Source organism: Streptomyces sp. NPDC002104 (genome assembly GCF_053593795.1).
In genome coordinates this window covers 76613-98657 of sequence record NZ_JBSFDF010000008.1, presented here as the reverse complement: position 1 = coordinate 98657, position 22045 = coordinate 76613, and the positions used below count along the sequence as shown (strand labels likewise).

At 69.5% G+C, this 22045-nt stretch carries 23 protein-coding genes; 3 read left to right on the top strand and 20 right to left on the bottom strand.

The annotated features are described in order from the left end of the window. Positions 1–3: 3 nt before the first annotated feature. On the bottom strand, positions 4–315 hold the full coding sequence (locus tag ACWCP2_RS09935; protein WP_450908077.1) for a hypothetical protein: 312 nt from the start codon (positions 313–315) through the stop codon (positions 4–6). 548 nt (positions 316–863) lie between these two features. Here ACWCP2_RS09935 and ACWCP2_RS09930 point away from each other — a divergent pair. Beyond that, positions 864–1835 carry a LuxR C-terminal-related transcriptional regulator gene (locus tag ACWCP2_RS09930; RefSeq protein WP_450908076.1) on the top strand — a complete coding sequence of 324 codons (972 nt, stop codon included), beginning with the start codon at positions 864–866 and terminating at the stop codon, positions 1833–1835. An 11-nt stretch (positions 1836–1846) separates the two neighbouring features. On the opposite strand, the gene ACWCP2_RS09925 is transcribed toward ACWCP2_RS09930, so the two are convergent. From ACWCP2_RS09925 to ACWCP2_RS09910, 4 genes are all read right to left on the bottom strand, one after another. Continuing rightward, on the bottom strand, positions 1847–2728 hold the full coding sequence (locus ACWCP2_RS09925) for a hypothetical protein (protein WP_450908075.1): 882 nt from the start codon (positions 2726–2728) through the stop codon (positions 1847–1849). Between the two features lie 261 nt (positions 2729–2989). Further along, complete coding sequence (locus tag ACWCP2_RS09920) at positions 2990–4636, bottom strand: GNAT family N-acetyltransferase (protein ID WP_450908074.1); 1647 nt, start codon at positions 4634–4636, stop codon at positions 2990–2992. Between the two features lie 87 nt (positions 4637–4723). Then, positions 4724–4924 carry a hypothetical protein gene (locus ACWCP2_RS09915; protein ID WP_450908073.1) on the bottom strand — a complete coding sequence of 67 codons (201 nt, stop codon included), beginning with the start codon at positions 4922–4924 and terminating at the stop codon, positions 4724–4726. Positions 4925–5165: 241 nt separating this feature from the next. Continuing rightward, positions 5166–5537 (bottom strand): ArsR/SmtB family transcription factor, encoded by a 372-nt coding sequence (locus tag ACWCP2_RS09910; RefSeq protein WP_450908072.1) that lies wholly within the window; start codon positions 5535–5537, stop codon positions 5166–5168. Positions 5538–5627: 90 nt separating this feature from the next. Between ACWCP2_RS09910 and ACWCP2_RS09905 the strand changes: the two genes are divergently transcribed. Further along, positions 5628–6695, top strand: coding sequence for a permease (locus ACWCP2_RS09905; protein ID WP_450908071.1), 1068 nt, complete (start codon positions 5628–5630; stop codon positions 6693–6695). Between the two features lie 161 nt (positions 6696–6856). Here ACWCP2_RS09905 and ACWCP2_RS09900 read toward each other — a convergent pair whose 3' ends face one another. Next, complete coding sequence (locus tag ACWCP2_RS09900) at positions 6857–7162, bottom strand: ArsR/SmtB family transcription factor (RefSeq protein WP_450908070.1); 306 nt, start codon at positions 7160–7162, stop codon at positions 6857–6859. Positions 7163–7751: 589 nt separating this feature from the next. Here ACWCP2_RS09900 and ACWCP2_RS09895 point away from each other — a divergent pair. Then, positions 7752–8648, top strand: a complete 897-nt coding sequence (locus ACWCP2_RS09895; protein ID WP_450908069.1) for a DUF5655 domain-containing protein — start codon at positions 7752–7754, stop codon at positions 8646–8648. Positions 8649–8855: 207 nt separating this feature from the next. Here ACWCP2_RS09895 and ACWCP2_RS09890 read toward each other — a convergent pair whose 3' ends face one another. The 14 genes from ACWCP2_RS09890 to ACWCP2_RS09825 all read right to left on the bottom strand — a co-directional run bounded on the left by ACWCP2_RS09890 (position 8856) and on the right by ACWCP2_RS09825 (position 22024). Continuing rightward, a complete protein-coding gene (locus tag ACWCP2_RS09890; RefSeq protein ID WP_450908068.1) occupies positions 8856–9614 on the bottom strand; it encodes a HEPN domain-containing protein in 759 nt (252 codons plus the stop codon). A gap of 139 nt (positions 9615–9753) precedes the next feature. Next, positions 9754–11136 carry a DUF317 domain-containing protein gene (locus ACWCP2_RS09885; RefSeq protein ID WP_450908067.1) on the bottom strand — a complete coding sequence of 461 codons (1383 nt, stop codon included), beginning with the start codon at positions 11134–11136 and terminating at the stop codon, positions 9754–9756. Positions 11137–11194: 58 nt separating this feature from the next. Further along, positions 11195–12313, bottom strand: coding sequence for a DnaB-like helicase N-terminal domain-containing protein (locus ACWCP2_RS09880; RefSeq protein WP_450908066.1), 1119 nt, complete (start codon positions 12311–12313; stop codon positions 11195–11197). After that, positions 12313–13548 carry a DNA cytosine methyltransferase gene (locus ACWCP2_RS09875; protein WP_450908065.1) on the bottom strand — a complete coding sequence of 412 codons (1236 nt, stop codon included), beginning with the start codon at positions 13546–13548 and terminating at the stop codon, positions 12313–12315. The genes ACWCP2_RS09880 and ACWCP2_RS09875 overlap by 1 nt, the downstream gene beginning before the upstream one ends. After that, positions 13545–14432 carry a hypothetical protein gene (locus ACWCP2_RS09870; RefSeq protein ID WP_450908191.1) on the bottom strand — a complete coding sequence of 296 codons (888 nt, stop codon included), beginning with the start codon at positions 14430–14432 and terminating at the stop codon, positions 13545–13547. Before ACWCP2_RS09870 ends, ACWCP2_RS09875 begins: the two co-directional genes overlap by 4 nt. 110 nt (positions 14433–14542) lie before the next feature. Continuing rightward, positions 14543–15310, bottom strand: a complete 768-nt coding sequence (locus ACWCP2_RS09865) for a hypothetical protein (RefSeq protein WP_450908064.1) — start codon at positions 15308–15310, stop codon at positions 14543–14545. A gap of 450 nt (positions 15311–15760) precedes the next feature. Next, positions 15761–17551: a type IV secretory system conjugative DNA transfer family protein gene (locus tag ACWCP2_RS09860; protein ID WP_450908063.1), complete on the bottom strand. Its 1791-nt coding sequence runs from the start codon at positions 17549–17551 to the stop codon at positions 15761–15763. Between the two features lie 23 nt (positions 17552–17574). Continuing rightward, the gene (locus ACWCP2_RS09855) at positions 17575–18123 is read right to left on the bottom strand and encodes a hypothetical protein (RefSeq protein ID WP_450908062.1); all 549 of its coding nucleotides are present in this window, start codon (positions 18121–18123) and stop codon (positions 17575–17577) included. 74 nt (positions 18124–18197) lie between these two features. Then, on the bottom strand, positions 18198–19040 hold the full coding sequence (locus ACWCP2_RS09850; RefSeq protein WP_450908061.1) for a DUF317 domain-containing protein: 843 nt from the start codon (positions 19038–19040) through the stop codon (positions 18198–18200). After that, positions 19037–19384, bottom strand: coding sequence for a hypothetical protein (locus ACWCP2_RS09845; protein WP_450908060.1), 348 nt, complete (start codon positions 19382–19384; stop codon positions 19037–19039). The genes ACWCP2_RS09850 and ACWCP2_RS09845 overlap by 4 nt, the downstream gene beginning before the upstream one ends. Before the next feature lie 22 nt (positions 19385–19406). After that, the gene (locus ACWCP2_RS09840) at positions 19407–20216 is read right to left on the bottom strand and encodes a DUF317 domain-containing protein (protein ID WP_450908059.1); all 810 of its coding nucleotides are present in this window, start codon (positions 20214–20216) and stop codon (positions 19407–19409) included. Next, positions 20213–20602 carry a hypothetical protein gene (locus ACWCP2_RS09835; protein WP_450908058.1) on the bottom strand — a complete coding sequence of 130 codons (390 nt, stop codon included), beginning with the start codon at positions 20600–20602 and terminating at the stop codon, positions 20213–20215. Before ACWCP2_RS09835 ends, ACWCP2_RS09840 begins: the two co-directional genes overlap by 4 nt. Before the next feature lie 252 nt (positions 20603–20854). Beyond that, positions 20855–21067, bottom strand: a complete 213-nt coding sequence (locus ACWCP2_RS09830) for a hypothetical protein (protein WP_450908057.1) — start codon at positions 21065–21067, stop codon at positions 20855–20857. A 204-nt stretch (positions 21068–21271) separates the two neighbouring features. Continuing rightward, positions 21272–22024, bottom strand: a complete 753-nt coding sequence (locus ACWCP2_RS09825) for a hypothetical protein (RefSeq protein ID WP_450908056.1) — start codon at positions 22022–22024, stop codon at positions 21272–21274. Positions 22025–22045 lie beyond the last annotated feature (21 nt).

Below are 22045 nucleotides of genomic sequence, written 5' to 3'. Positions count from 1 at the left end.
GGGTCACGCGAGTACGACGCCCGAGCCGGGCATGGCGTCGGGAAGCTGAGGGCTGGCGGCAATTCGCCATTGCGTCAAGGTGGGGCTGGAATTCAGTGCGCGGCGGCAAATCTCGGCCGCCGCGGACAATGCGCCGTCGAGGGTGCTGGTGCGGTGGAAGAACGTGAGCTCGATGAGTCCGGAAGCCGTCTTCGCGTGGACGTGTTCGAGGTCGTCGCTCGGCACGGCCGCCGCCCACACGATGTCGGTGACCGTGGCCGATTCCAGCTTCGCGGCCCCGGCTTCGTGGGCGGCGACGAGCGTGGCGGTGGCCATGAACACGGGTCCTCCAGGCCGGGCGGTAAGTCCTGGTACGGACCAGACGTGCTGGTCTGCCTCGGACTGGGTGATGGCGCTGTAGAGCTCCGTGTGGCGGCACTTGGGTCCGCAGCCGTGCCCGCCGGCGGGAGAAAAGCCGAGCGCGAGGGCGGCGGCTCTGTTCATCAGGTGCAGGGCTCTCCGCGCAGCAGGCATGGCTGTCCTCCGTGGGTGGGTGATGGATTTCGCTTCGATCAGGGGGCGTTCTCGACGCGCCGCGGATTCCGCTTCCGGAGGCTTCCGCTGCCCTGTGATCGCTAGTTTGCTGAGCATTCCGAGGAGGTGGAAGAGATCCTCGCTGGCAGGAAGTGCGAGCGGCAGGCACCTGCCTGAAAGTGGCCTGAACTCCGACGTTCGGTGACTCGAAGGATGGCGTGGAGGTGCTCAGCCTGCGGACATCCCTTGTCGGACAGATCTCTGACCTGCAAAGATTGGTGTCCGCCGATGAGTTGAGGAATCGTCTCAATATTTGAGACGTGAAGCGGGGGGTCGCTGTGCTGGCGAGTTTGGGACTGGATACCGAGGCTGAGTCGGTCTACCGGCTGATGCTGACCCAGCAGGACTGGGGAGTTGCGGAAATCGCGGTCCACTTGGTCCGTCCGGAGGAATCCGTACGGGGAGCCCTCGACCGGCTGGCCGAACTGAACCTGCTGCGCCGCTCCATGCAGGCACCCGGCGGACTCAGACCCGTCAGCCCGGACCTCGGCTTCCAGCTGCTGCTCCAGCGCCAGCAGGCCCATCTGCTTGCCCAGCAGCAGCAGTTCGCCGAAAGCCAGGCCGCCATCAGCAAGCTCCTGGACGAGTACTCCGAGCTGCGGACCGGTGAGCGGCACGGTGTCGAGTACCTCCAGGGCATCGACGCCATCCAGACCCGGCTCGAAGAGCTCGCCCACCGTTCCACGAGCGAGTGCCTGTCCTTCATGCCCGGCGGCGCGCAGTCCGAGGCCAGCCTGGAGGCCAGCCGGCCGCTGGACGAGGACCTGATGCGCCGAGGGGTGCGGGTCCTGACCGTCTACCTGGACAGTGTCCGCAACGACAACCCCACCGTCGAGTACGCGGAGTGGCTCCACGGCAACGGCGGTGAGGTCCGCACGGTGCCGGCGCTGCCGCTGCGCATGGTGCTCTTCGATCGAGAGGTGGCCCTGCTGCCGGTGGACCCGAACAACACCAAGAAGGGCGCCGTCCAGCTGACCGGCCCCGGCGTGCTGACGGCGTTGGCATCCCTCTTTGAGCAAGTCTGGGTCGCGGCGGCCCCCATCGGCAGCACCCGCGACCGCGACGAGGCGGGCCTGACGGCGCAGGAGCGCGAGCTGCTGCGCCAGTTGACGCATGGCGCCACCGACGAGATCGCGGCGAAGAAGCTGGGCATCGGTCTGCGCACGGCCCGCCGCATGATGTCGGAGATGATGGGCCGTCTCGGTGCGCGAAGCCGCTTCGAGGCGGGGGTCTTGGCGTCGAAGGCGGGCTGGACCGACTAACTGCGGCCCGCCTACGGACCCAGGTACGACATGAGCAGGTCTGGGCCGGTTGTTCGGAGCCGCGGGTAGACCAGGACCGCGACGATGGCGGCCGGTACCAGAGTCCACGGACTCTCGACGCCGAGCTTGGCTCCGTACCAGGTACCCAGCCATCCGACCGTGCCCACCAGCGCGAGCGCGCCGGCGAGGTGAAGGGTTTCCTTCAGCGCGGTTCGGTCCCGCACCGGTTGCAGGTCCTTGAGGTCCTCCTCGGGAAGCAGGGCGCCGAGTCTGCCGGTGGAGTAGTTCTCCGCCACGCTGATGAGCATGCGGGACAGGTCCTTCGCTCCTTGGACCGGATCCGTGTCCAGGCGGAGCTCGGCCTGCCGGAGCGCGGCCACGACCAGGCGTGCGTGGAGCCCGAGCTGTTTGCGGCGGGGCGAGGAGCGCGACGCCGAGCCGTACTGGGTCGGGCCGCGCAGGATGGCGCGTTCCGCAGCGCGAACGGACCTCGACACCGCGTCCACGTGTGCGGGACGGGAAGCCGCCGGGGACACTGCCAGCGTGGCGCAGCTCCGTATCGCGCGCATGGCGGCGACCACCGGCAGGAACTGCCGTAGGGGGCGCAGGCTGCCGCGGGCGAAGTAGGTGACCCACAGCCTCCACAGCATGGGCGCGACGTACAGGACTGCGGCGGGCAGGTACCACCGGAGCGTCGCGGGCTCCTCCCCGGCCCGCTGCTGCTCAGCCGTGAACCCGACGAAGCCGACGAAGAGCGCGACAGCCAGTGCGAGCAACCCGATGAAGGCGACCTGGTTGGCGCCGGCGGCCGCGAAGACGCGCTTGCGGAGGACCGCGCGTACGGCAGGGGGCACGTCAGGCGTCGAGGTGAGGACTTGGAGGTCCTGCGACAAGGCGGCTGTCGACGTGACGATGCGCTGGTGGAGGCGAGGCCAGTTGCGCCGACTGGTTCCCCTCAGCATCCACCACTTCAACGTCCCGCGCTGTCTTGCCACTTAACCCCCAGTTCCTCGTTCGCTCCGCTCAGGGTGGCACCATCGCCGCACCGAGCAGGGTGGCGTTGCCGACCTGTGACAGCTTCCGCCGTACGTCGGGAGGCCCGGTGCATGTCGCGCACCGGGCCTGTCGAGGGGTGTGGATAGGTGGATGAAGGGTCAGCCGCAGCAGCCGCCTTGAGGCTGGAGGGGCTGGATCGGCTCGTACGCGGAGCCGCCGAGGAGCTTGGCCTTTAGGCGGCCGATCGCCGTGGTCGGCTCCTGCTCCGAGGCCGCGCCCAGCGCCTCGCGGCGGGCCTCGCCGAAGGCGGCGTGCAGCTTGCCGACCTCGGGACGCAGGGCAGGGTCGGTGACCAGGACCGCCGAACGGATCTGGCGAGCCGTGAAGCCTCGCAGCCGCTTGGCTTCGTTGGCGCCCGGGCCGGCCTCGATGGAGGTGACACCCTCGGCGTAGGCATCGCGCAGCGGGCGGTCCAAGACCATCTCGAAGTAGATGCCGCTGCGCTCGCCGAGCGCCTCGTAGTCGAAGCCGGCCCACTTCACGAACAGCCGCTTGCCCTGGCGGACGGTCACCGATACGGCGGCGACCTCGTCGTCCTTGTATGCGAGGTAGGCGCGGACGTCGGTGCCGCCCTCGATGAGCGCACGGAGCAGGGCGCCGATGTGCGACCCGTCCTCGCCGCCGCCGTACTTCTGCCGGTTCTGGGTGATCAGCTCGGAGATCCGGCCGACCAGTGGCCGCAGCTCCTCGCGGTCCTTGCGCTCGATGCGGGCGCCCGAGTTCGCGGCCCGGTCGCGGTCCTCCTTCACGCGGCGCCGCTTGCGGGCCGGGAGGGAGGCGAGATAGGTGTCGTAGCTGTCGTGCTGGAGCTCCAGCAGGTTGTTCTCACCGTGGAACGCGAGGGTGCCGCCGTACGCCTGCAGGGCGAGGGCCAGGACGTCGCTGTGCGGGCCGTCGTGCAGCCAGGGGGCGATGATCGACCGTACGTCGGCTGCGGCCGCGGCCGGGACGATGCGGTCGATCAGATCCGCGACCAGCAGCGGGTCCTCGACCGAGGCGGAGGCCTCGGAGCGGTAGCCGAGAGGGGAGCCGAGCAGCAGCGCGGGGAAGAAGGCCTCGGTGCCGAGGGCGTCGACGGTGCCGTTCGTGCTGTCGCAGCAGGACGTGGCCGAGCAGCAGGCGACGGCGCCGTTCTTCGGCTGCCAGCCCAGGTAGGTGCGCGGGTCGGCGTCCACGATCGGGTCGACGTCGAAGAGGAAGCCGGGCAGGAAAGCGAGCTCGCCCTCGCCGCGGTCGGCCACGGTGTACCAGGGCTTGACCCCGTCGAGGCTGGCCTCGGTGGCCTGCAGCCAGTGCGGAAGTACGTACGGCGCGGGGTCCGTGACCTGCGGGACGCTGCCGCCGAGGGCCGCGACAGCGTCGCGGAGCGAGAGACCGGTCCGCACGTCGGCCGGGGCCTCCTGCTCGGCGGGACCGCACTCGGAGCCGCAGCCGGAGACGGGCTCGGGCTTGGCGGGACCGCAGCAACCGGTGGCCTGCGCGGGCTCCGGCTCGGGGGCGGCGGCCGGACCGCAGCAGCCTGCGGACTCATCGACCTTCACGGGTACGGTCTCCTCCGCCGTGCCGCAGCATGAGGACTGCTCCTGCTCGGCGACCTCGGGGGCGATGGTGACGACGGAGGTCGCGGCGGCCTCCGAGGCCTCAGTTTCCTCGGTGGCCGAGCAGCAGCCGGTGGTCGTCGGCTCTTCCAGCACCACGAGCGCCGGAGCCGGCTTCTCGATGGTGGCGCAGCAAGTGGTGCTCATCTCTCGTACTCCTTGGGGCACAGCGGGAACGGGGTGGGTGTCTCGGGTAGCGGGGTGACGCGGGGTACTGGGGCCGTGAGCCGGGGATCAGTCCCAGCCCGCGCCGTTGGTGGAGGGGTTGACCGGGGCGGAGTCCCAGCCGGCACCGGCCAGGGTCATGGGGGCGGAGTCCCAACCGGCGCCGGCCAAGGAGTCGTGCGCGGGGCCCAGTGCGGAGGCGGAGCCAAGTCCGATCACGGCAACCAGGACGGTGGCGGCGAGGCTCATCGAGGTACGCGAAACAGACATGGCTATCCCCTTGGATGTGGTGGTGGCTTTTTGGTGACCGGCGGCCTGCCGGCCTGTCCGGTGGTCCCGGGGGGCTTCTCGCCCTCCCGGTGTTCATGAGTCTGTCCGAGGCCACCCAGGCTCCGGAAGGGATCACCACTGGCATGAAGCGCGCCCGGCACCCTCATGCCTGAACATGCCGAAGGGCCCGTTGCTCACGCGTGGCGTGAAGTCAACGGGCCCTTGGCTGAAACGAGTTGGATCAGCTGGAGAGCAGCTCCGGCGAGGGGTCCAGGGCCTGGCACAGCACGGCCATGCTGCCGGTCGCGATCCGGTAGTACGTCTGGCGCCCGCGGCGCTCCCGCTCGAGGAAGCCCGCCTCAAAGAGCACCTTGAGGTGGTGCGTCACCGTCGGCTGGGTCAGCCCCAGCGGCTCGGTGAGGTCGCACGTGCACGCCTCTCCGTTCGGCCTGGAGCGGATCAGTCCGAGCAGGCGCAGGCGGGTCGAGTCCGCGACGACCTTGAGTGCGGCCGCGAGGTCGTCGGCCGCCTCCGGGGTGAGGGGACCGGCCAGCACGGGGGAGCAGCAGAGCTCCGAGATGGGCGTAGGCATACCCGATTCAACGACGGTCATCTATGGATTGTTCCCTGGATGCATTGACAGTCATCTATGAATCCGACAGAGTTCAACCCATCGACAGCCGTCTATGAGTTGGAGCTTTCCGTGTTCGACACCGTCCTCGACGTCCTGAGCCGCACGGCCCAGGACGTCGGCCACTCCCTCGCCGCGAACTGGCCGTTCCTGCTGATCAGCGTGATCGTGGCCTCGGCCATCCCGGTGTACATCGGAGCGGATCGGCTCTCCTCGTGGCTGCGGCGCAAGACCCTCTGGGCGGTCATCGGAGCCGTCGTCCTCGCGACGCTCACCCCGTTCTGCTCCTGCGGAACCACCGCGGTCGTCCTGGGCGCCCTCGCCTCCAGCGTCCCCTGGGCCCCGGTCGTGACCTTCATGGTCGCCTCGCCGCTGACCAGCCCTGAGGAGCTCGTCTACTCCATGGGCCTGTTCGGTACGAACTTCGCCACGACCTTCTTCGTCGCCGCGATCATCCTCGGCTTCTTCGCCGGCGCCGTGACCTGGCTCATCGAGAAGACCGGCTGGCTCGACGGGCAGGCCCGCCTGACCTCCACCGAGGCCGAAAAGAAGTCCGAGGAGAGCTGCTGCACCGGCGATGACACCGAGTCCGACGACATCTCGGGCGGTGGCGGTGTCAGCGCCCCCGCAGGCTCCGGCGGTGGCGGTGGCCTGGCCCGTACGGCCCTCCTCAGCCGGCCGATCGCCCCGGCTCCGGCGCCCGCGCCGGTCGAGACCAGCCTGGTCAAGCGCTGGAAGCTGGACGAGTTCGGCAACGAGCTCCTGATCACCAGCAAGCGCCTCGCGCTCTACTTCCTGGGATTCGCGACCCTCGGCTTCCTGATCATCAACGCGATCCCCACCCGCTACCTGACCGAGTACCTCGGCGGCGGCCACTGGTACTCCGTCCCGCTCGCCGCACTCATCGGCATCCCGGTCTACCTGAACTCCGACGGCTCCCTGCCGCTCGTCGCCAGCCTGATGAAGGGCGGCATGGGCCCGGGCCCTGCGCTCGCCTTCCTGATGACCGGCGCGGGCACCAGCGTCGGCGCCATCAGCGGCATGCTCCTCATCGCCCGCTGGCGCGTGGTGGCCCTGGTCGTCGGCATCCTCTTCACCGGCGCGGTCGTCCTCGGTTACACCGCCCCGATGTGGCTCTGATCCACCTGGCCTGAGGGCCCAACGCGACAGACGGCAACGGCCCGCCCCCTGCTCCGGGGCGGGCCGCAGCCATGTGCGGAGGTGGTGGCGGTCGCATTCGCCGAAGTCGCTTCTGGCGCGGCAACGCGCGGCCTCTGCAGGGTGGGTTCGACTCCCGTAACTCAGGAAGCGTGAGCGACCAGCGACCTCATTGCCGTCAACTGATCGATGAGGGAGTCCAGCCGGGCGGACCGCACCTGGTAATACACCTCGCTCGCCCGCCGCTCGGAGGACAACACGCCAGCCTCGCGAAGCTTCCGCAAGTGGTGGCTGATCGTGGGGCCTGAAACGGAGAATTCCGCGGCGATCTCGCCCATGCAGACCTCGCCGGCCGGGCAGCAGGCCACGATGCTCGCGATCCGCAGCCGTACCGGGTCGGCCAACGCTTTGAATGCGGCTGCCAGATCCGCGGCTTCGGCGACGGTCATCGGGGGAGTGCAACAGGAGGCGGATGTTTTGGCAGGTCCAGGCTCGATCATGTGATCAATTTGGCTGATGGAGGCCCCTGCCGTCCAGATCTGGCAGCAAGGCGGGCTGCATCGCTGAGTGCAGTGACGAGCGTCCGTGTGTGAGCTCCTCGACGCCCACGGGCTGACCTCACCGCCTTCGACGCGCAAAGCGCTCAACGAGGCGGCGCGCGCCTTCATGAGCGCCACACCCTCTCGCGTCCGGCCGGGCACGCCGAAGCCCGCGCCATCCGCTCCGCAGTGCCAGGCTTCTCGTGCCGGCGACGCTCTCGGTCGAGTCGAAGGCGGAGTCGCCACCGCCGTGCTCCTGACGACGCCTGTCCCCGTAACCATCGCCACCCCAGTCACGGGTGTCCTCCCAGACGGAGACGGCCCGGTTGCGGTCCTTGTGCTTCGAGTTGAGGAGGGGGCGGTAGAACGGTTCGCGGGATGTTGCAAGATGCCCGGGGCCTCGGTCGTGTGTGCGGCGCCCGCGGCTCTACGTCCCCGAAGGTCGAGAAGGAAACAATCTCCTCTCCGCCACTGTTGTGGTATCTGGATACAGCAATGCATGGGGGTGCTGAGACTGAGGCTGTTCGATGTGAACGGTGGGGGCGCGGTGGAGATCACCGCGAGGCCGGCGGAGCTGGAACGCCACCTGCAGGACGTGGTCGAGGGGAACATGGAGCTCCTGCTCGGTGTCCGGTTCCTGGCGAGCGAGTACAGCACGGGGCCGGTGCACGGAGGCAGGATCGACTCGCTCGGTATCGACGAGAACGGCTCGCCCGTCGTCGTCGAGTACAAGCGAGGGCGGGACGCCGGCGTCATCACGCAGGGCCTCTTCTACCTGTCGTGGCTCGTCGACCACAAGGCGGAGTTCCAGCACCTGGTCCGCGACCGGCTCGGGGAAGCGGCTGCGGACCAGGTCCTGTGGAGCGCCCCCAGGCTGATCTGCGTCGCGGAGGACTTCACACGCTACGACGTGCACGCCGTGCGCGAGATCCGGCGCAGCATCGACCTGGTCCGCTACAGCTACTTCGGCAATGACCTCCTGGCCCTTGAGCCGGTCGCCTCCGTCGTCGCCGACGGGGCGGTCCGAAGCGACCGCCGACAGCGCAGGGCAGCACAGGGGGACAGGCCGGTGGACAACACCGGGGTCTCGGACCTGCGGGCCGCGCTGGAGGAACTTCTCTTGGGGCTCGGTGATGACGTGAGCCGCATCGACCGCAAGCAGTACCGGGCCTACCGGACGCTGCGGAACTTCGCATGCGTCAGCCACGGCCACCAGCAGGAAGTCGTCGTGACCCTTCGTCTGTCGCCCAAAGTGGTCGACCTCGTCCCCGGCTTCACTCGGGACGTCAGCGAGATCGGTCACCACGGAACCGGCGACCTTGAAGTCCGACTCCGCTCAGACCGCGATCTGCACCGAGTGGAGCCGCTACTGCGGCAAGCCTACGAGGCCGCGTGACCACCGCGGCGGCCAGCGGCGTCGAGTTGTGGTTCAGGCAGCGAGGTCGGCCCTCCGCAGTGCGGACAGGGGGGCCTTCCATGAAACATGGATCGAAAGTTCGGAATTCATGGGTCCACCGCTGCAAGGGGCCTCCTCATGAGATCAGCAAGAGGCGGCCGTCGGCCTCACCGAAGCGGGTAAGTCGGCGGCCGCATCCCTCTATGGTCAGGTGGGCTTGGTCTCGTGATCGAGGGCATCAATGATCGAAACGATCACTGCCAGGTCTGCTTCGACCTCGGCTACGGTGATCGTCGCGCGCCCACGCCCAAGGCGGTCACCGGTGTGGGCGATCAGGTTGCGGCGAGCCACGATCCGGTCCAGCTCGGTTGTCGATTCGTTGACAGCGACCTTGCGCCGCTTATCGACTCGGGTCATGAGCTTCTTCTCGCCCACGAGACTAATCAGCTGACCGATCTGGGCAGGTGCGGGACTGGCACGCATTCGGACCTCCAGCTCAACGACCTGCCGAAGCCCCCAGCCACGCTTCTCGTACTTCTCCTCGATTGCGAGGTAGTCCCCGACTGTCATGGAGAGTTCAAGCAGGCCCCCGGGCGGTGGATTCGAGGAGATGGCGGCGCTGTAGCGTTCCATGACGCGGTCTGCGCAGAAGGTCTCTATGGCCGCACAGGCGGCCACGAGGGCCTGCCTGAGCAGAGGCCGGAGGTTCGGTTCCTGGAGCTTCTCTCGTAGAGAGGCATGGCCTGGCTTGAAGGTCACGAAAACCCTGTCGTTCTCCAAGCACTCCAGCTCGTCCCAGTGCTTCTGCGGCAGGGAGAGCGCATCGCCCAGGCGCTCGCGCTTCTCGCGTCGCATCCTGCGCTGCCGGTTGTTGACGAGGGTCTTTGCGAGGTCCACCAGAATCTCAGCGTCTTCGAGATTGAGGTCGAACGCTTCACGTGCGGTCAGCTTGGGGGGTGCGCCCATGTGGTCTCCGGGATCTCAGATCTGACGTTGATCAGACTGCCTCTCGGTTTGCTGTCCGTCCACGTGTTTCCTGGAAATCGCGAACAAAGCCGGGCAGTGCGATCTTGGTCAGCCAAGACTCATACGGGTGTGGGCTCACTTAGCGTCGAGCGGTAGGGCGGTGGGCTACGGCCGGCGGTGGGGCTGCGATCGGCTGGTGGGCCGAGCGGGGGACCTTGCCGGTGACCGGGACTGGAGACGGCCGTTGGCTGTAGCCGTGAGCGAGTTCGAAGCTCACGCCCTGGATGAGGCCTGTGGGGGCGTACGCGGAGAGGTGGATGGACCATGAGGGGCTGTCGGCCGTGTTGCCGCCCCAGATCGTCCAGGCCGGCACGACGTCTCCATGCTTGATGAGGGTGTCGAAGCGCAGGCCTGCCGCGTCGGCCGTGGGTGCCGTCCACTCGATCAGCCGGGATCCGACCTTCAAGGGCCAGCCCGCGTCGCCCAGGGGGCGGGACGCGTGGGCGAGGTCTTCCTCCTTGACGGGGCTACCGGATCCCCGACCCCAGGAGTCCTCGGTGCTGACGCTCTTGAGGAGGGCGCGCATGACCTCGGCGGGCGTGGCCGGGGTGGCGGTGGCGTGCCAGAGGCGTTCGCCGACGGGTGACTCGTAGGCGGCGATCGTCCAGGCGCTGTCGCCGTGCCTGGCCTCGTGGAGGAACTCGACGCGCAGGGTGAGGGACTCGTGGCTGGCGATGGTGGTCTCGTCGTGTGGCCGCCATCTTTCCCATTCTCCGTTGGCGGCGAAGAAGTCTTTCAGGAGGGCTTCGTGGTCGCCGGGACCGTTGGCGTACACGGGCACCAACTGGGACACCTCCTCGGTTGCGAGGCCCAATGGTGCTGCCGACGGCGTGGGGGAGGACGGAGCCGTGCCCAGGACGGCCAAGGCGTCACGCTCGATGCCGGTGAGAGGGGCCGGTCCGGGGCGGACGGCAACGGTGTGGCGGCGGTGGAAGTCGGCTACGGCCTCGGCTTCGGAGGTGTAGTCCGTCTCCTCCGTGCGGAGGTGGCCCTCGCCGTGGAGATGGACGCTCTTGCCCCCGGCGTAGGTGCCGACGGCGACGGTGGTCCAGCCGTCATGGGCATGGAGGTGGATGGTGAGGCGGCCGGCGGCGATGTCGTCGTGGATCCGCTGGGCTTCCCCGGTGTGCTCGCGGATCTCTTCGGGGGTCAGCCACTGCCAGTGCGTTGGGGCGTTGCCGTAGGTCCATTCCGTCTCAATCTCCTCCTGGAGCGCGGCGCTGACCTCGACTATTACGCCGCCTTCCCGGAGGGCCGAGGCGGCCTTGTCGGCGTGGTGGGGTTCATCGTGGTCGATTCGGGCCAGGACCATGGTCGAGTCGCCGGTCGCCCGGAAGCCGTACTCGGCGAGCACGGAGCGGGCGAGGTAGCGCTCGGGGGCGGTGAGGGTGGCGACCACGGCGCTGCTGTGGTCGGGGTGGAGGGCGAGGCGAACGTCGGGGAGGTCGGTACGGGAGGGCATGCGGCTCGCTTCTCGGGTCCGGCCAGCGGGCGGCTGGCCGGACCCGGGTGGGGTGGGCTCATCGGGAAGGCCGCGGTGAGGCGGCTGGGGTGCGGGTCCGCTGTGGGGAGGGACCGGCCCGGGAGGCGGGGACAGGTGGGCGTGGGGAGGCCGGCTGGTGCGTGGCGTGCTGCCAGCGGGCCCGGACCCCAGCGAGGTGGGAGAGCGCCCGGCGGCTGCCGGTGATCACCTGGTGTGGCGTGTTCGTCGGGTCCTGAGCGAAGGCCTGGACGTGCAGGCCGGCGAGGTGCGCGTGGCGCAGGAGGGCACGCCGCAGGATCTGCTCGCCCCAGTGCTCAGGCGCTCCCGCCGGGCTGTCCAGCAGTTCCAGAGCCTCCTGCGGTCCGAACGTGGAAGTGAGCAGACCGTTCTGTTGCGCCTCCCAGAGCACGGTCACCTTGTCGACCGGCTCGCCCCGGCTGGCCAGGGACGTCAGGCACCGGTACAGGCAGCCGTACAGCGCGGTGGTGAAGTCCTCCGGGCGCAGCCACCGCATGGACGCCAGAGCCTCCGGGTACGTGGTGGCCGTCGACAGCAACAGCTGCTCCTCGTCGGCGACCTCGGGCCTCACCCGGAGGCCAGGAAGTGTCGGCGGTGCCGTACGCGGCAGGGAGCCGGGGTGGGAGGGGAAGGAGCCGGCCAGCTGATCGAGCAGCGTGGCGAGTGCGTCTGCCCGGCTCAGTACCACGGTGGCCGGGTCCGGCAGGCCCCGGTCGGTGGCCGCCTGAACGAGGAGGCCGGCGTGCACGAGGACGGTCCGCCGAGCATGGTCGGAGCGCACCATCCGCGCGTATGCGGGGGTGTGAGCCGGGTCGGGACAGGCCCCGGCCAGGGCGTGAAGGTAGCTGGGGGTCAGCCCCCGCGCGTGAGGGCGGGCGTGGGCGAGGACTGCTGTGATCCACACCGGCTCCTTGGCGTGGAGGTCCGCAGAGGGTGCGGGGAGCGCGGCCATCGCCGCGAAGATCGCCCGATGGATAGCGGAGGCGAAATGATCCGGGCCGAGCAGCCCGATCGTCTTGATCCGGTGCGGGTCGAGGAGAAGGCCGCCGAGAAGGGCCTGCTCGGCGAAATAGACAGGTGGGTTCGGCGGGATGTCCGCCAGGCCGAAGTCTGGCTCGGAGGTTGGCGAGTTGGGCATCAGGCGGCCAGGATGAAGTCGGAGCGGGGCAGGGTCTTACCGAGATGCGGCGCAAGGAGATGGCCGGCCAGCAGCGGCGGGACAGCGTTCCCGATCTGGCTGAACTGCGCACCCTTCGTGCCCGCCCACGGATAGCCCGCGGGGAAGGTCTGCAGTGCCCCTGCCTCAGCGGCGGTGATCCGGATGGGCTCGGGTGCAGCAGCCACCACGCCCGACGCCGTTCCTGCGGGCTCGGCGACCCACACGCACTCGTTCGCCCGGTGCCCGAAGAACAGAGTCCCGGCCGGCTCGTCAATGCCGCGGATGGTTGCGTTGGCCTGGTTGGAGTTCCGCAGCGACCAGGCCCAGGGATGCCGGCCGCAGGTGCAGGCTAGTGCGTCGGAGCGGGACGGACGCCTTCGGGTCCGCCTGGTCGTGGGAGGCGAAGCGGGGGACTTCCATGTGCCGCGGTCACGGGCGTCGGTCAGGGTCTTGCGGGCTCCAGACGGGAAAGGTTCCGGCCCTCCGCCGGGCCCGCCGCCTGCGCAGACCGTCGGGACGGGGCGATCAGTGGCACCCCAGCCGAGCGCCTCTGCCATGGACACCCACCGCTCGCGGCCCGGGCCGAAGAACGACTCGGCCTCGGCACTCTGGGCGTGCGTCGGTGCCGGCGGTTCGGCCACGCGGGCCCGGGAGGCGATCAGGATCGCCCGCCTCCTCGTCTGCGGCACCCCGTAGTCCGCCGCGTTGAGGAGCCCGGTCCAGACCGAGAAGCCCCAGCCTCGCAGGATCGCGGCGTACTGCTTCCACAACGGCAGGACGTCGGGGACCTCCTCCATGAGGACCCACTCCGGTTCGCCCACCGAGTGCAGTGCGCGGAGGTAGCGCATCGGCTCCGCGGCCAGCAGGCTCCGAGGGTCCTTGCACGCGGTCAGCAGCTGCGCCCGGGTGTCTCGGCCTGCGGCGAGGTCGGCGACGGCCTGGTGGACCAGCGGCTGGTCCACCAGGCCCAGACGCTTGCCGGCCATGGACCAGGCCTGACAGGGCGGCGAGGCGATGAGCCCTCGGACGCGGCCCGTGAACGGCCACACCGGGTACATCGCCACGTCCGTGCGGATCGTCAACTGCCCTGCCGCGGCCCTGGTCTTGCAGGCCCACTCGTCCCATTCCAGGCCGACATCGCGGACGCCGAGCACACCCAGCGCGTGGCTCCAGCCGCCGGGGCCGGCGAAGAGGTCCAGGACGAGGTCCTTCACGCGGTCAGCCCGAAGTCGTCCTGGTCGGCGCCCTCTTCTTCGCCGCGGCAGGCCCAGGGCGAGCAGCCGTTGACCACGCCGTTTTCGAGCTCGTCGAGATCGGCGGCGGCCCGCTCCGAGCGGGTGACGTGGTCGATCGGTGCCACGCCGAGCGGAACGCGGGAGCGGTGGAGGAAAGCCTGCCCCAGGAGCGGATTACCCGAAGCATTCGCCCGCGCGTTGCCTTTACGGATAGCCTCGTCGAAGGCGACAACATCATCCCATTCGGCTGGGGATGCGTCCCGGATACTCCGCCATTGCGCATTTCCGTGAAATGGGCAACCAAGGCAGCTCGACTTAGGTGTGTCCGCCAATCCAATGTTGGACAGATAGCGTGTGCAGTCGGCGCGCGACCAGTCCAGATCGGCGATCAGGGGGTGCCGGTTGCGCATGTATTTGACGTCGGAGTCCTTGGCGCGATGAAACTCATCCGTGGAAATACCGACCCACTGCTCGACGAAGAGCCCCTTCGGGACGCGCAGAGGATGCGGGTATCCGAGCAGGTCGCGGATCTGTCGTTTAATCGGCTTTATCTTGTATTCGCCAGTGCATTGACGTCTGGTCATTCCGGGCCGGCCGTCTTCGTTGAGAATGTAGAGCGGCATTGACGCGAATCGGTGATTTGGGTTCAGGGCGTCGTTTCGGATGTTCCCGGAGGAGACGCGGAGGATTGGTATCCCGGCAGGGCGGGCTATCTCCCGTTCCAGGCGGTCGAGATGGTCATAAACGGCCCGGGGTTCCCAGCCGGTGTCTGCGAAGACCGCGAAGTCAACTTTCGGGAGAATTCCTTCGGCGGAAAGCGCGAGGAGGCTGGAAGACTGTACTCCGGCGCCCAGGGAGAGCACTCGGTATCGGGGGTTTTCCAAGAGAGGGGGATCCAGGGAGGTGCGGGCGCCGAAGATCAAGGGCGCAAGATGGGTGGAGACTGTGGGGGCGTCCGGCAGGAGTGCGGTGTTCAGCGGCGCCTTGCCGGCACGGCGGTGGTGGTGTGGGCGGGACGTGCTGTTGGGGCTGTGAGGGCCTGGATGCGGGGGCTGCTGCCGAGGGCGGCCGTCAGGGCCATCGCTCCGGTGAGGGTGAGGCGGACCCGGTCGCGCGGGGGGCCGGCGCCGAAGGCGGGCGGTGCGGACCCGGGCTCGACGGCGACGAGCCCGGCCTGTTCGAGAGCGCGCAGGGTGTCGATGTGCACGGAGTTGCTGCGGCTGTGGACGGCCTCGCGTCCCTGGTGCCGGGCGATGACGACGTGTCCTCGGGCCGTGGCGTGCAGGGCGGCCCGCTGAGCAGGGGCCAGCGCGTCGGCCTCGGTGGCCGTCCCGGGCCGGCGGCGTTGGATCTCCGTGGCGAGGGTGCTCGCGGACTCCACGGCTGCGACCGGCGCCAGAAGCGTCAGTTCGCGGGCCAACTGGATCCGATGTGCGATGTCCCCGCTCTTGTTAGGCGTGTCTGATGGCTGAGGAGCGGCGGCGAGGAGTTCCTTGGCATCGGCGAGGTGCCGGACCGCCTCTCCGGTCAGAGCGGTCAGTTGCTTGATCCGGACCGTTGCTTCGGTCAGGTCCACGCCCGTGTACATGGGTTGGTCGACGATGGCCTGGACGGCTTCCCGGCAGGCGCCCACCAAGCTGTTCGCCGAGGGGTGGCCCTGAGCGGCGGAGTACGCCGGCTGGAGGCATGCGAGCAGGTCATTGTGCTGGGTGAATTGGTCGGCGAGAGCGAGTAGCCGCAAGACCGGGGAGGGCGGACCGGCAACGGCCGGCACCGGAGTCTGCGGTGCGGGTGGCACGTCAGGGCTGGGTGTGAGCGGCGTTGCGGGAGGCGGAGGGTCAGGCGAAGGTGGAGCCGGTGGCGGCCCGGGACGGCCCCGAGGCTTCGGTGCGGGGGATGCGGGCAGGCCAGGCAGGGAGAACAGTGCGTCGTCGGGCATGAGGGTGAGGCCTTCTCAGGGCCCCCTCCCGGAAGCACTTGCGCCACCGGGAGGAGGCTAGGTCAGAGGACAGGGGCGGGGCCCGGGTGGCGGGGGCGGGCGGGAACACCCGGCTCCGGAGCCGGGCCGAGGCGACGGAGAACCTGGAGTCCGTCCGAGGTGAGGTGGAGGCGCTGACCCGCGAAAAGGCCTCCGCGGGAATGGGGTCGGTGATGACTGCTCCTTCGGGAGAACGGGTCTGTGTGGCGGCGTCTACGCGGCTGGGCCGTAATCGCTCTGCTGGGGCGTGTGCTTGGCGATGGCTCGGGCGGTGATGGCCTTCGAGGCCCGGGCGGAGGCGGCGGACAGTTCGTCGGCGCCGGGCTCCAGGTACCAGGGGCGCATGTCGAGCATCGCGGGGCGCATGCCGGTGGCGAAGAGGAGTCCGGATCCCTTGGGGAGGGCGCGGATGGCGTCGGCCGGCAGGATCCGTTCCTGCCGCATGGAGACCGATGTGGACTTCCCGGAGTCGGAGGTCGAGGTGGAGGTGGTCTCGACGTCGTGGTCGCCGATCATCCTGCTGAGCTTGTCGGCGAAGTCGGGGTCGTCGATGCCGCTGCCGATGACCTTGATGGTGGAGGCGCTCCACATGGCGTCCATGCCGGCGTCGCCCCAGACGCGCTGCCCCTGCCTGTAGCTCTGCAGGATCGTGATGGGGATGATGCCGCGGCTGCCGAGGTGGGAATACAAGTCGGGCAGGTCCGAAATTTTGCACACGTTCGCGGCCTCGTCGAGGACGCAGATCATGGGCGGGTCAAGGCGCCCACCGGCGCGCTCGGCCTGGGCTGTCGCGGTGCGCATGACGGAGTCCGCGCAGGCCGCGATGAGGGCTGACGCGCCGCCGCCGCCGTCCTTGCTGAGAAGGAAGAGGGTGTCGGTGCTGGTGACGAAGTCGCGGGGTTTGAACTCGTCGGCGTCCTTCTGCGGGGTGACCCACTTCGCGATGTCGGCGTTGAGGAGGCAGGCGGCGTACTGCCTGCTGGTTTCGAAGATGCCGTCCCGCGTCTCCGGCGGCCCTTCCACTGTGCCCTTGAGCTGGGAGGCGACGGCGGTGAACCCGTGGTCGCGCAGGAGGTCGAGCGGGGTGCGGTCGGCGGGGAACGCGAGCCAGCTCATGACATCGGTGATGGGGCGCTGGTCGAGTGCGGCCGCGAGGAACAACTGGCTCAGTACGTTGCTGGCGGCCTTGGACCAGAAGTCGCCCTGCTGGCTGGCATCGACGGCAGCGGTCAGGAAGTGGCCGGCGAGGCGGCCGGCTCCTTCAAGGCTGTCGGCGTCGGCGAGCGGGTTCCACCACATGGTCCGCTCCGCGTGGGCGATCTGCTGCGGGTCCATCGACCAGGTTCTGCCCACCGCGCCGCGGGCGTCGAGGCAACAGGTGTAGGCGTCGCCGGCGGCCTTGTTCGAGGTCAGGAGGACCGGGCCGGGGGCGGCCAGAATCATGGGGATGGCCAGCGTGGTCGTCTTGCCCGACCGGGGTGCCATGATCGCGACGGCCACGTCCTCGAAGTTCATCCGGACCTCGGTACGGCTCCCGGCGATGTTGCCGAGGAGGATCCCGGTGTCCTTGGGCGCGAGGTTCTTGACCTCCTTCAGGCTGGGGCGCAGTGATCGGGCCTTGCTGTTCAGGGACTTGGCCAGCAGGGGCTCGATGTCCCGGGCCTTGGCCATCCCCACGACCTTCTTCTTCCTCCCCCCGCCGGGGCGCTTCTTCCACAGGCTGAGTGCGACGAGGGCGATCGTGACCAGGAGGACCCCGGGGATGATGAGCCGGCCGATTACCAGGGCGGTGCTGCCGGTGGTGGGCCACAGGCGATCCGGGTGGAGGAGAGCACCGGCCGGGTCGTACGGAGCCCAAGCGCCTGCGCTGGTCAGCCAGGTGGTGCTGTTGCCGCCCAGCCAGGTGAGGTTGGCCCAGGGGATGGCCACGGCCAGGGCGCCGAGCAGCACCTTGAAGGCCAGGTCGGTGAAATCGTGCGAGGAGTCAGGTCGGTTGGGGGGCAAGCGGACGTCCTAGGTACGTGGGTTCAGGGCCGGTGCGGCGGTGCGGCTCGGCGGCGGGGCAGAGGGGGCGGCTCGGGGGTGCGGACTGTGCGGGTGGTGAGGCCGCGTGCGAGAACGTCGAGCTGGAGGATCGTTTCTGCGTCGCGGGTCCAGCGGGCCAGGTGAGGCCAGGCGGCGTGGTTGCGGTGCTGGAGGCGCGCTTCGTACTCGGCTCGCGTGTCGGTGTCGCGGGAGAGGATCTCTTCGCGGTCCACCAGCCACTGGGCCTGGAGTTCATCCAGGTGGCGGGCCGCTTCGCGCAGGCCCGCGCAGGTGGCGGCCCAGGAGTCGGGTAGAGCCTGCGGAGGGAGCCGGGTGGCCTGGATCTCGGCGACGGTGAGGATCTGCCCGGCGCTGTAGGAGATCTTCCGGAAGGCCCGCCAGGTGGCCGCCTGTACCGACGGGCTGTCGGCGACGGGCTCCTCTGCGTGAGCATCGTGCTGCGGCGAGGGGAGAAGGGCGCGGCTGTCGCGTACGTACACGGCGAGCTGCTGAAGGCGCAGTCGGTGGAGATCTGCTGGGGACAGTGCCAAGGGGCGAGGGGTCCTTCGAGCGTGGGTAGGGAGCTGGGGCCGTAGGACGGAGGCGGTGCGCCCCGCCCTACGGGCTACCGGGTCCGGCCGGACGGGGTGGATGTCGTTGCTCGGACGGGCGGGTGCACTGCACTCGGCAGGCGCTCCGGTCCGCGGGCCAGGGCGCGCCCCGCTGCTTTGGCTGCCGCCACCCGGACCTCGTGGGCGGCGACGATCTGCGCTCCTGCCGCGAAGGGCTCGCCTTCAACTGCCAGGTAGTGCCTGGTGTTGTCGTGGGAACCGCGCAGGACGGGAGCTGGGTTGACGAGCTCGGCGAGGAACCCTTCGAGTGCCCGCGGCGGGGTGCTGCGATCGAGTGAGGCGGACCAGATGCGTTCGACGCCGCCCCCACCGTTCTCCGTGGTGGCCTCGACGCTCCACCAGAAGCGGCCGTCGTCAGGGGAGCCGAGGCCCCTCTGCCTGATCCTCAGTCCTGGGTGCGGGGCGTCAGCCTCACCCCGGTGCGGTTCGTTGCTGATGACGTTCCAGCCTGCGGCGGCGAGGGTCTCCCAAGCATCTGGTGACTGCTGCTCGGGCGCTGGGCGGGTGAGGGAGTCGGTCAGGCCCGCGATGATTTCGACGGGGGTGTTCCCGTCGAATCGTGCGGTCCAGTAGCCGGGCGTGAACGGGTGTGTGCCCAGCCGCCACCATGGAGGGAAGGAGGCCGCGCTCGGCTCGATGGACAGGCTCAGCGAGCGATCTGGGCTGGTCAGCCGCACATGCGGAAGACCGCGGTCGCCGGAGTGCTTCCAGCCGGCCGCGCGCAGGACGTGCGTGGCATGCCGGGGATCCCCGGCGCCGGCCAGGTGCCGGGGGCTGATCTCGCAGTGGAGCTTGCTGTTCTGGTCTTCCGCGAAGGCCTTCAGGTCCTCGTTCACACGCTGCTCGGGCTCCGGAACGGTGCCTCGCGCAGCCGGCTGACGTCGAAGTGAAGGATCGTCCAGTCCTGGATGTCGTTGGCCGCGAGGATGAGCCACTGGATGGTGTGCTCGACCTGCGGTTCCCAGGGGACCGGAGACTGCTGGACCAGGTAGCGGGACGTTGCGCGGAGTGCCTCGGCCAGCCGGGCGAGGAGTCCGTTGTCCTCGTCGAGCAGAACGGCCGCCAGGTCCAGGGCCTGTTCGGGGGCGGGGCCCGATCGCAGGTGGGCAGTGAGCTTCAAGAGCGTGTTCGCGGCCTCCTGGAGCTGGTCGGGTGTGAGTTCGGTGGTGCTGTCGGTCATGGGCGTCCAGTAGGTAGGTGGGCTAGTGGCGGCCGGCTGCGGCGCCGTTCCTGGCGGTGTGAGAGCGCGGTGCGGGCTTGCGAGGCTGTCGGGCCGCCCATGTGTTCTTGGCCCAGGTCGCCGTGCGGGCTGCGGTGACGCGGGCCTGTTTCCAGGCGGCGAGTTGGGAGGGAAGGACGGAAACCGAGGTGGTGCGGATCCTGTCGGTGGCCGGTACGTGCCCTCGTGGCCGCATCACGGGCTGGGGGTCGGCCAAGGCGGTGGCGAAGCCCTGGACGAGGTGCATCGGAGTGTTCTGGGAGAAAACCGCGTCCCAAGTGCGTCCGTGTTCGGTTCGGGCCCCGGCCCACCAGTGCGCCCCGCCCGCAGGGCTCTGGTGGAACTGGACCCAGGCGTCACCGTCAGGGCTGGTTGCGGTGAAGTGCTTCCCGCGGGCGGTCGCCCAGTTCTGCTCCTCCAGCGGCGCCCACACGTTCGGGGCGTGAGCCGGGCGAGTTTGGGTCAGTGCGTCGGTGAGCCCGGCGATGATCTCGACGGGAACGTGCGCGGTGAGGGTCACGTGCCAGGCGGGCTCGTCCGGGGTGGTGCGGCCGGAGACCGTCCAGCCCGGCGGCACAGCTGCGGTGTTGTACCCCAGGCGGACGGACTTGTCCGGGCTGTCGAAGACGATGGGGGTGCCGGCGCGGGGTGTTCTGTCGGCCCACCCGCTGGCACGGAGGTACTCGGTGACGTGTTGCATGTCGCCGCCGCCGGCGAGGTGGCGGGGCTCGATCAGGTAGTGGTGCTCAGGGAGTTCGCCTCCCGGCCCCCAGCCCTTCCACTGCCGACTCATCGGGTCCTCCCAGGCAGAGTCAGCGGCGGGGCGGGCGGCAAGGGGGATGAGACCGGGGCCGGAACGGGGGCCAGGGACGGCCACTGGGCGATCTCGGCGTCGGTGCCGAGGAGGTTCTCGGCCTGACGGAATACGGCGTCGCGGGAGTGGGCGAGGTCGCGCCAGAGGTCTGCGTCTTCGACGCCGACGTCGGCATGTCGCTTGGCCAGCCGGCTGACCGAGCCCAGGATGTTACTGACCTGGTAGAGCAGCCCGTCGTCAATCTCGAAGACAGGCTTCAACAGAGCTGCGGCATCCTCGGCGGTCGTCCCCGCGTCCAGTTGCACAGCCAGGGCAGCGAGGGTGATACGGACGTCGTTGAGGTCCTGCGCGGTGACGTTGAACAAACGACCTCCTTTCAGGAGTCGGGGTGTCTGCGGCGGTGCCCGGGGTCACGCCGCGGGGAGCGTCAGCGGGCCTCGCCCGTTGTGCCACAGGCAGGCCCCACCATCCGGGGGACCGGACGGCGGTCGCTGCCGAACGTATGGACCCGCAGATAGCGGCGGAGAAGGAAGAAAGCGAGCCGGGGTCTGCGCCGGATAGAGACGGGAGGAAGTCGAAGAGGTTCGGGCGGTGAGGTGATCAGATCTCCAGCGAGGTCAGGAACGCCGGCGGGCGGCACTGCCCGGCGCGGGGATGCCCCGTGGCGGGTGCGGCACGGGCCCGCGCCGGGCGGCCATGGCTTCCACGTAGGCCGCCTCGTCGAAGAGCTCGGGGGCGATGCCGACCCGGTATCCGGCTCCGGTGCCGGCGACCATGGCACGGGTCGCGTGCTGGCGTTCCTCTTCAGGGCTGAGGGATGTGGGAAGCACGTGCCACACGTAAAGCGGCGGCATGACGTTCCGTTCGAAGCCCCGATCGTCAAGCAGCTTCAGCAGGCGCTCGGGGGCGCCGGTGCGGGTGTCCGCGTAGATGGCCTTGTCGCTGTGGTGCCGGTAAATCTCGACGTCGGTGCCGAATTCGTCAGCGTGGTTCAGAGGGGCTGTCCTCTCTCGGGGCGGGCCTGTGGGGTGAGGTCACCGGCTCCGGACTGGGGCGCCGGGGCCGAGGGCGGCTGGCCGCGCGGGGTTGGAGGTAAGCAGGGGACGGACGACGACGCCGATGCCCAGACGGTTCAGGCGCTGCGAGGCGAGGTGGATGCGGGTGATCTGCTCACGGTCGCCGTACGCGGCCGGCAGCACGAACATCCGGTCGTACGGATGGAACTGGAAGCCGCACCCGTACAGCACGTCGGCGGCGCCCTCCGCTCCTGATACCGCGCCCACGGCTCCGTCGGGATACCAAGCCATGCTGACCCGCCCGGTGAGCAGGGGCGGCGCCGGACGGCGGGGGACGGGGTGGCCGGTGTTTCGCCTGACCTGCTGCAGGGCTGCCTCGTACCGGGGCAGAAGTCGGCGGCTGACCTGTGAGGCCGCGCGGGCCGCTTCTGCGGGGACGGTGATGCCGTTGGGCTCCAGGACCTTATGAAAGGCGTCCGGAGCGGCATCCGGTTCCAGGGCGCCGATCATGAACTGGCGGGGCCGCATGGGCCGGTCGAAGACCAGTAGGCGGGCTCCGTCGGCCCGGCTGAGGACCGCCTGGTGGCCGAGGACGAAGTTGGAGGCCGCGTATCCGATGGCGCCGATGTCCCACAGCGAGTTAGTCGTCGGGATCTGATCGGAATATTTGGCGTGGCGGGTGTACGTGCTGGTCCAGGTCGGGCCTGGGAGGCGGGCGGCGAGGGAGACGGCGAAGGCGGCGAGGTCATCGCGCTGGCGGGGCGAGGGCATGGGGAACCTTGTGCGTGGTGG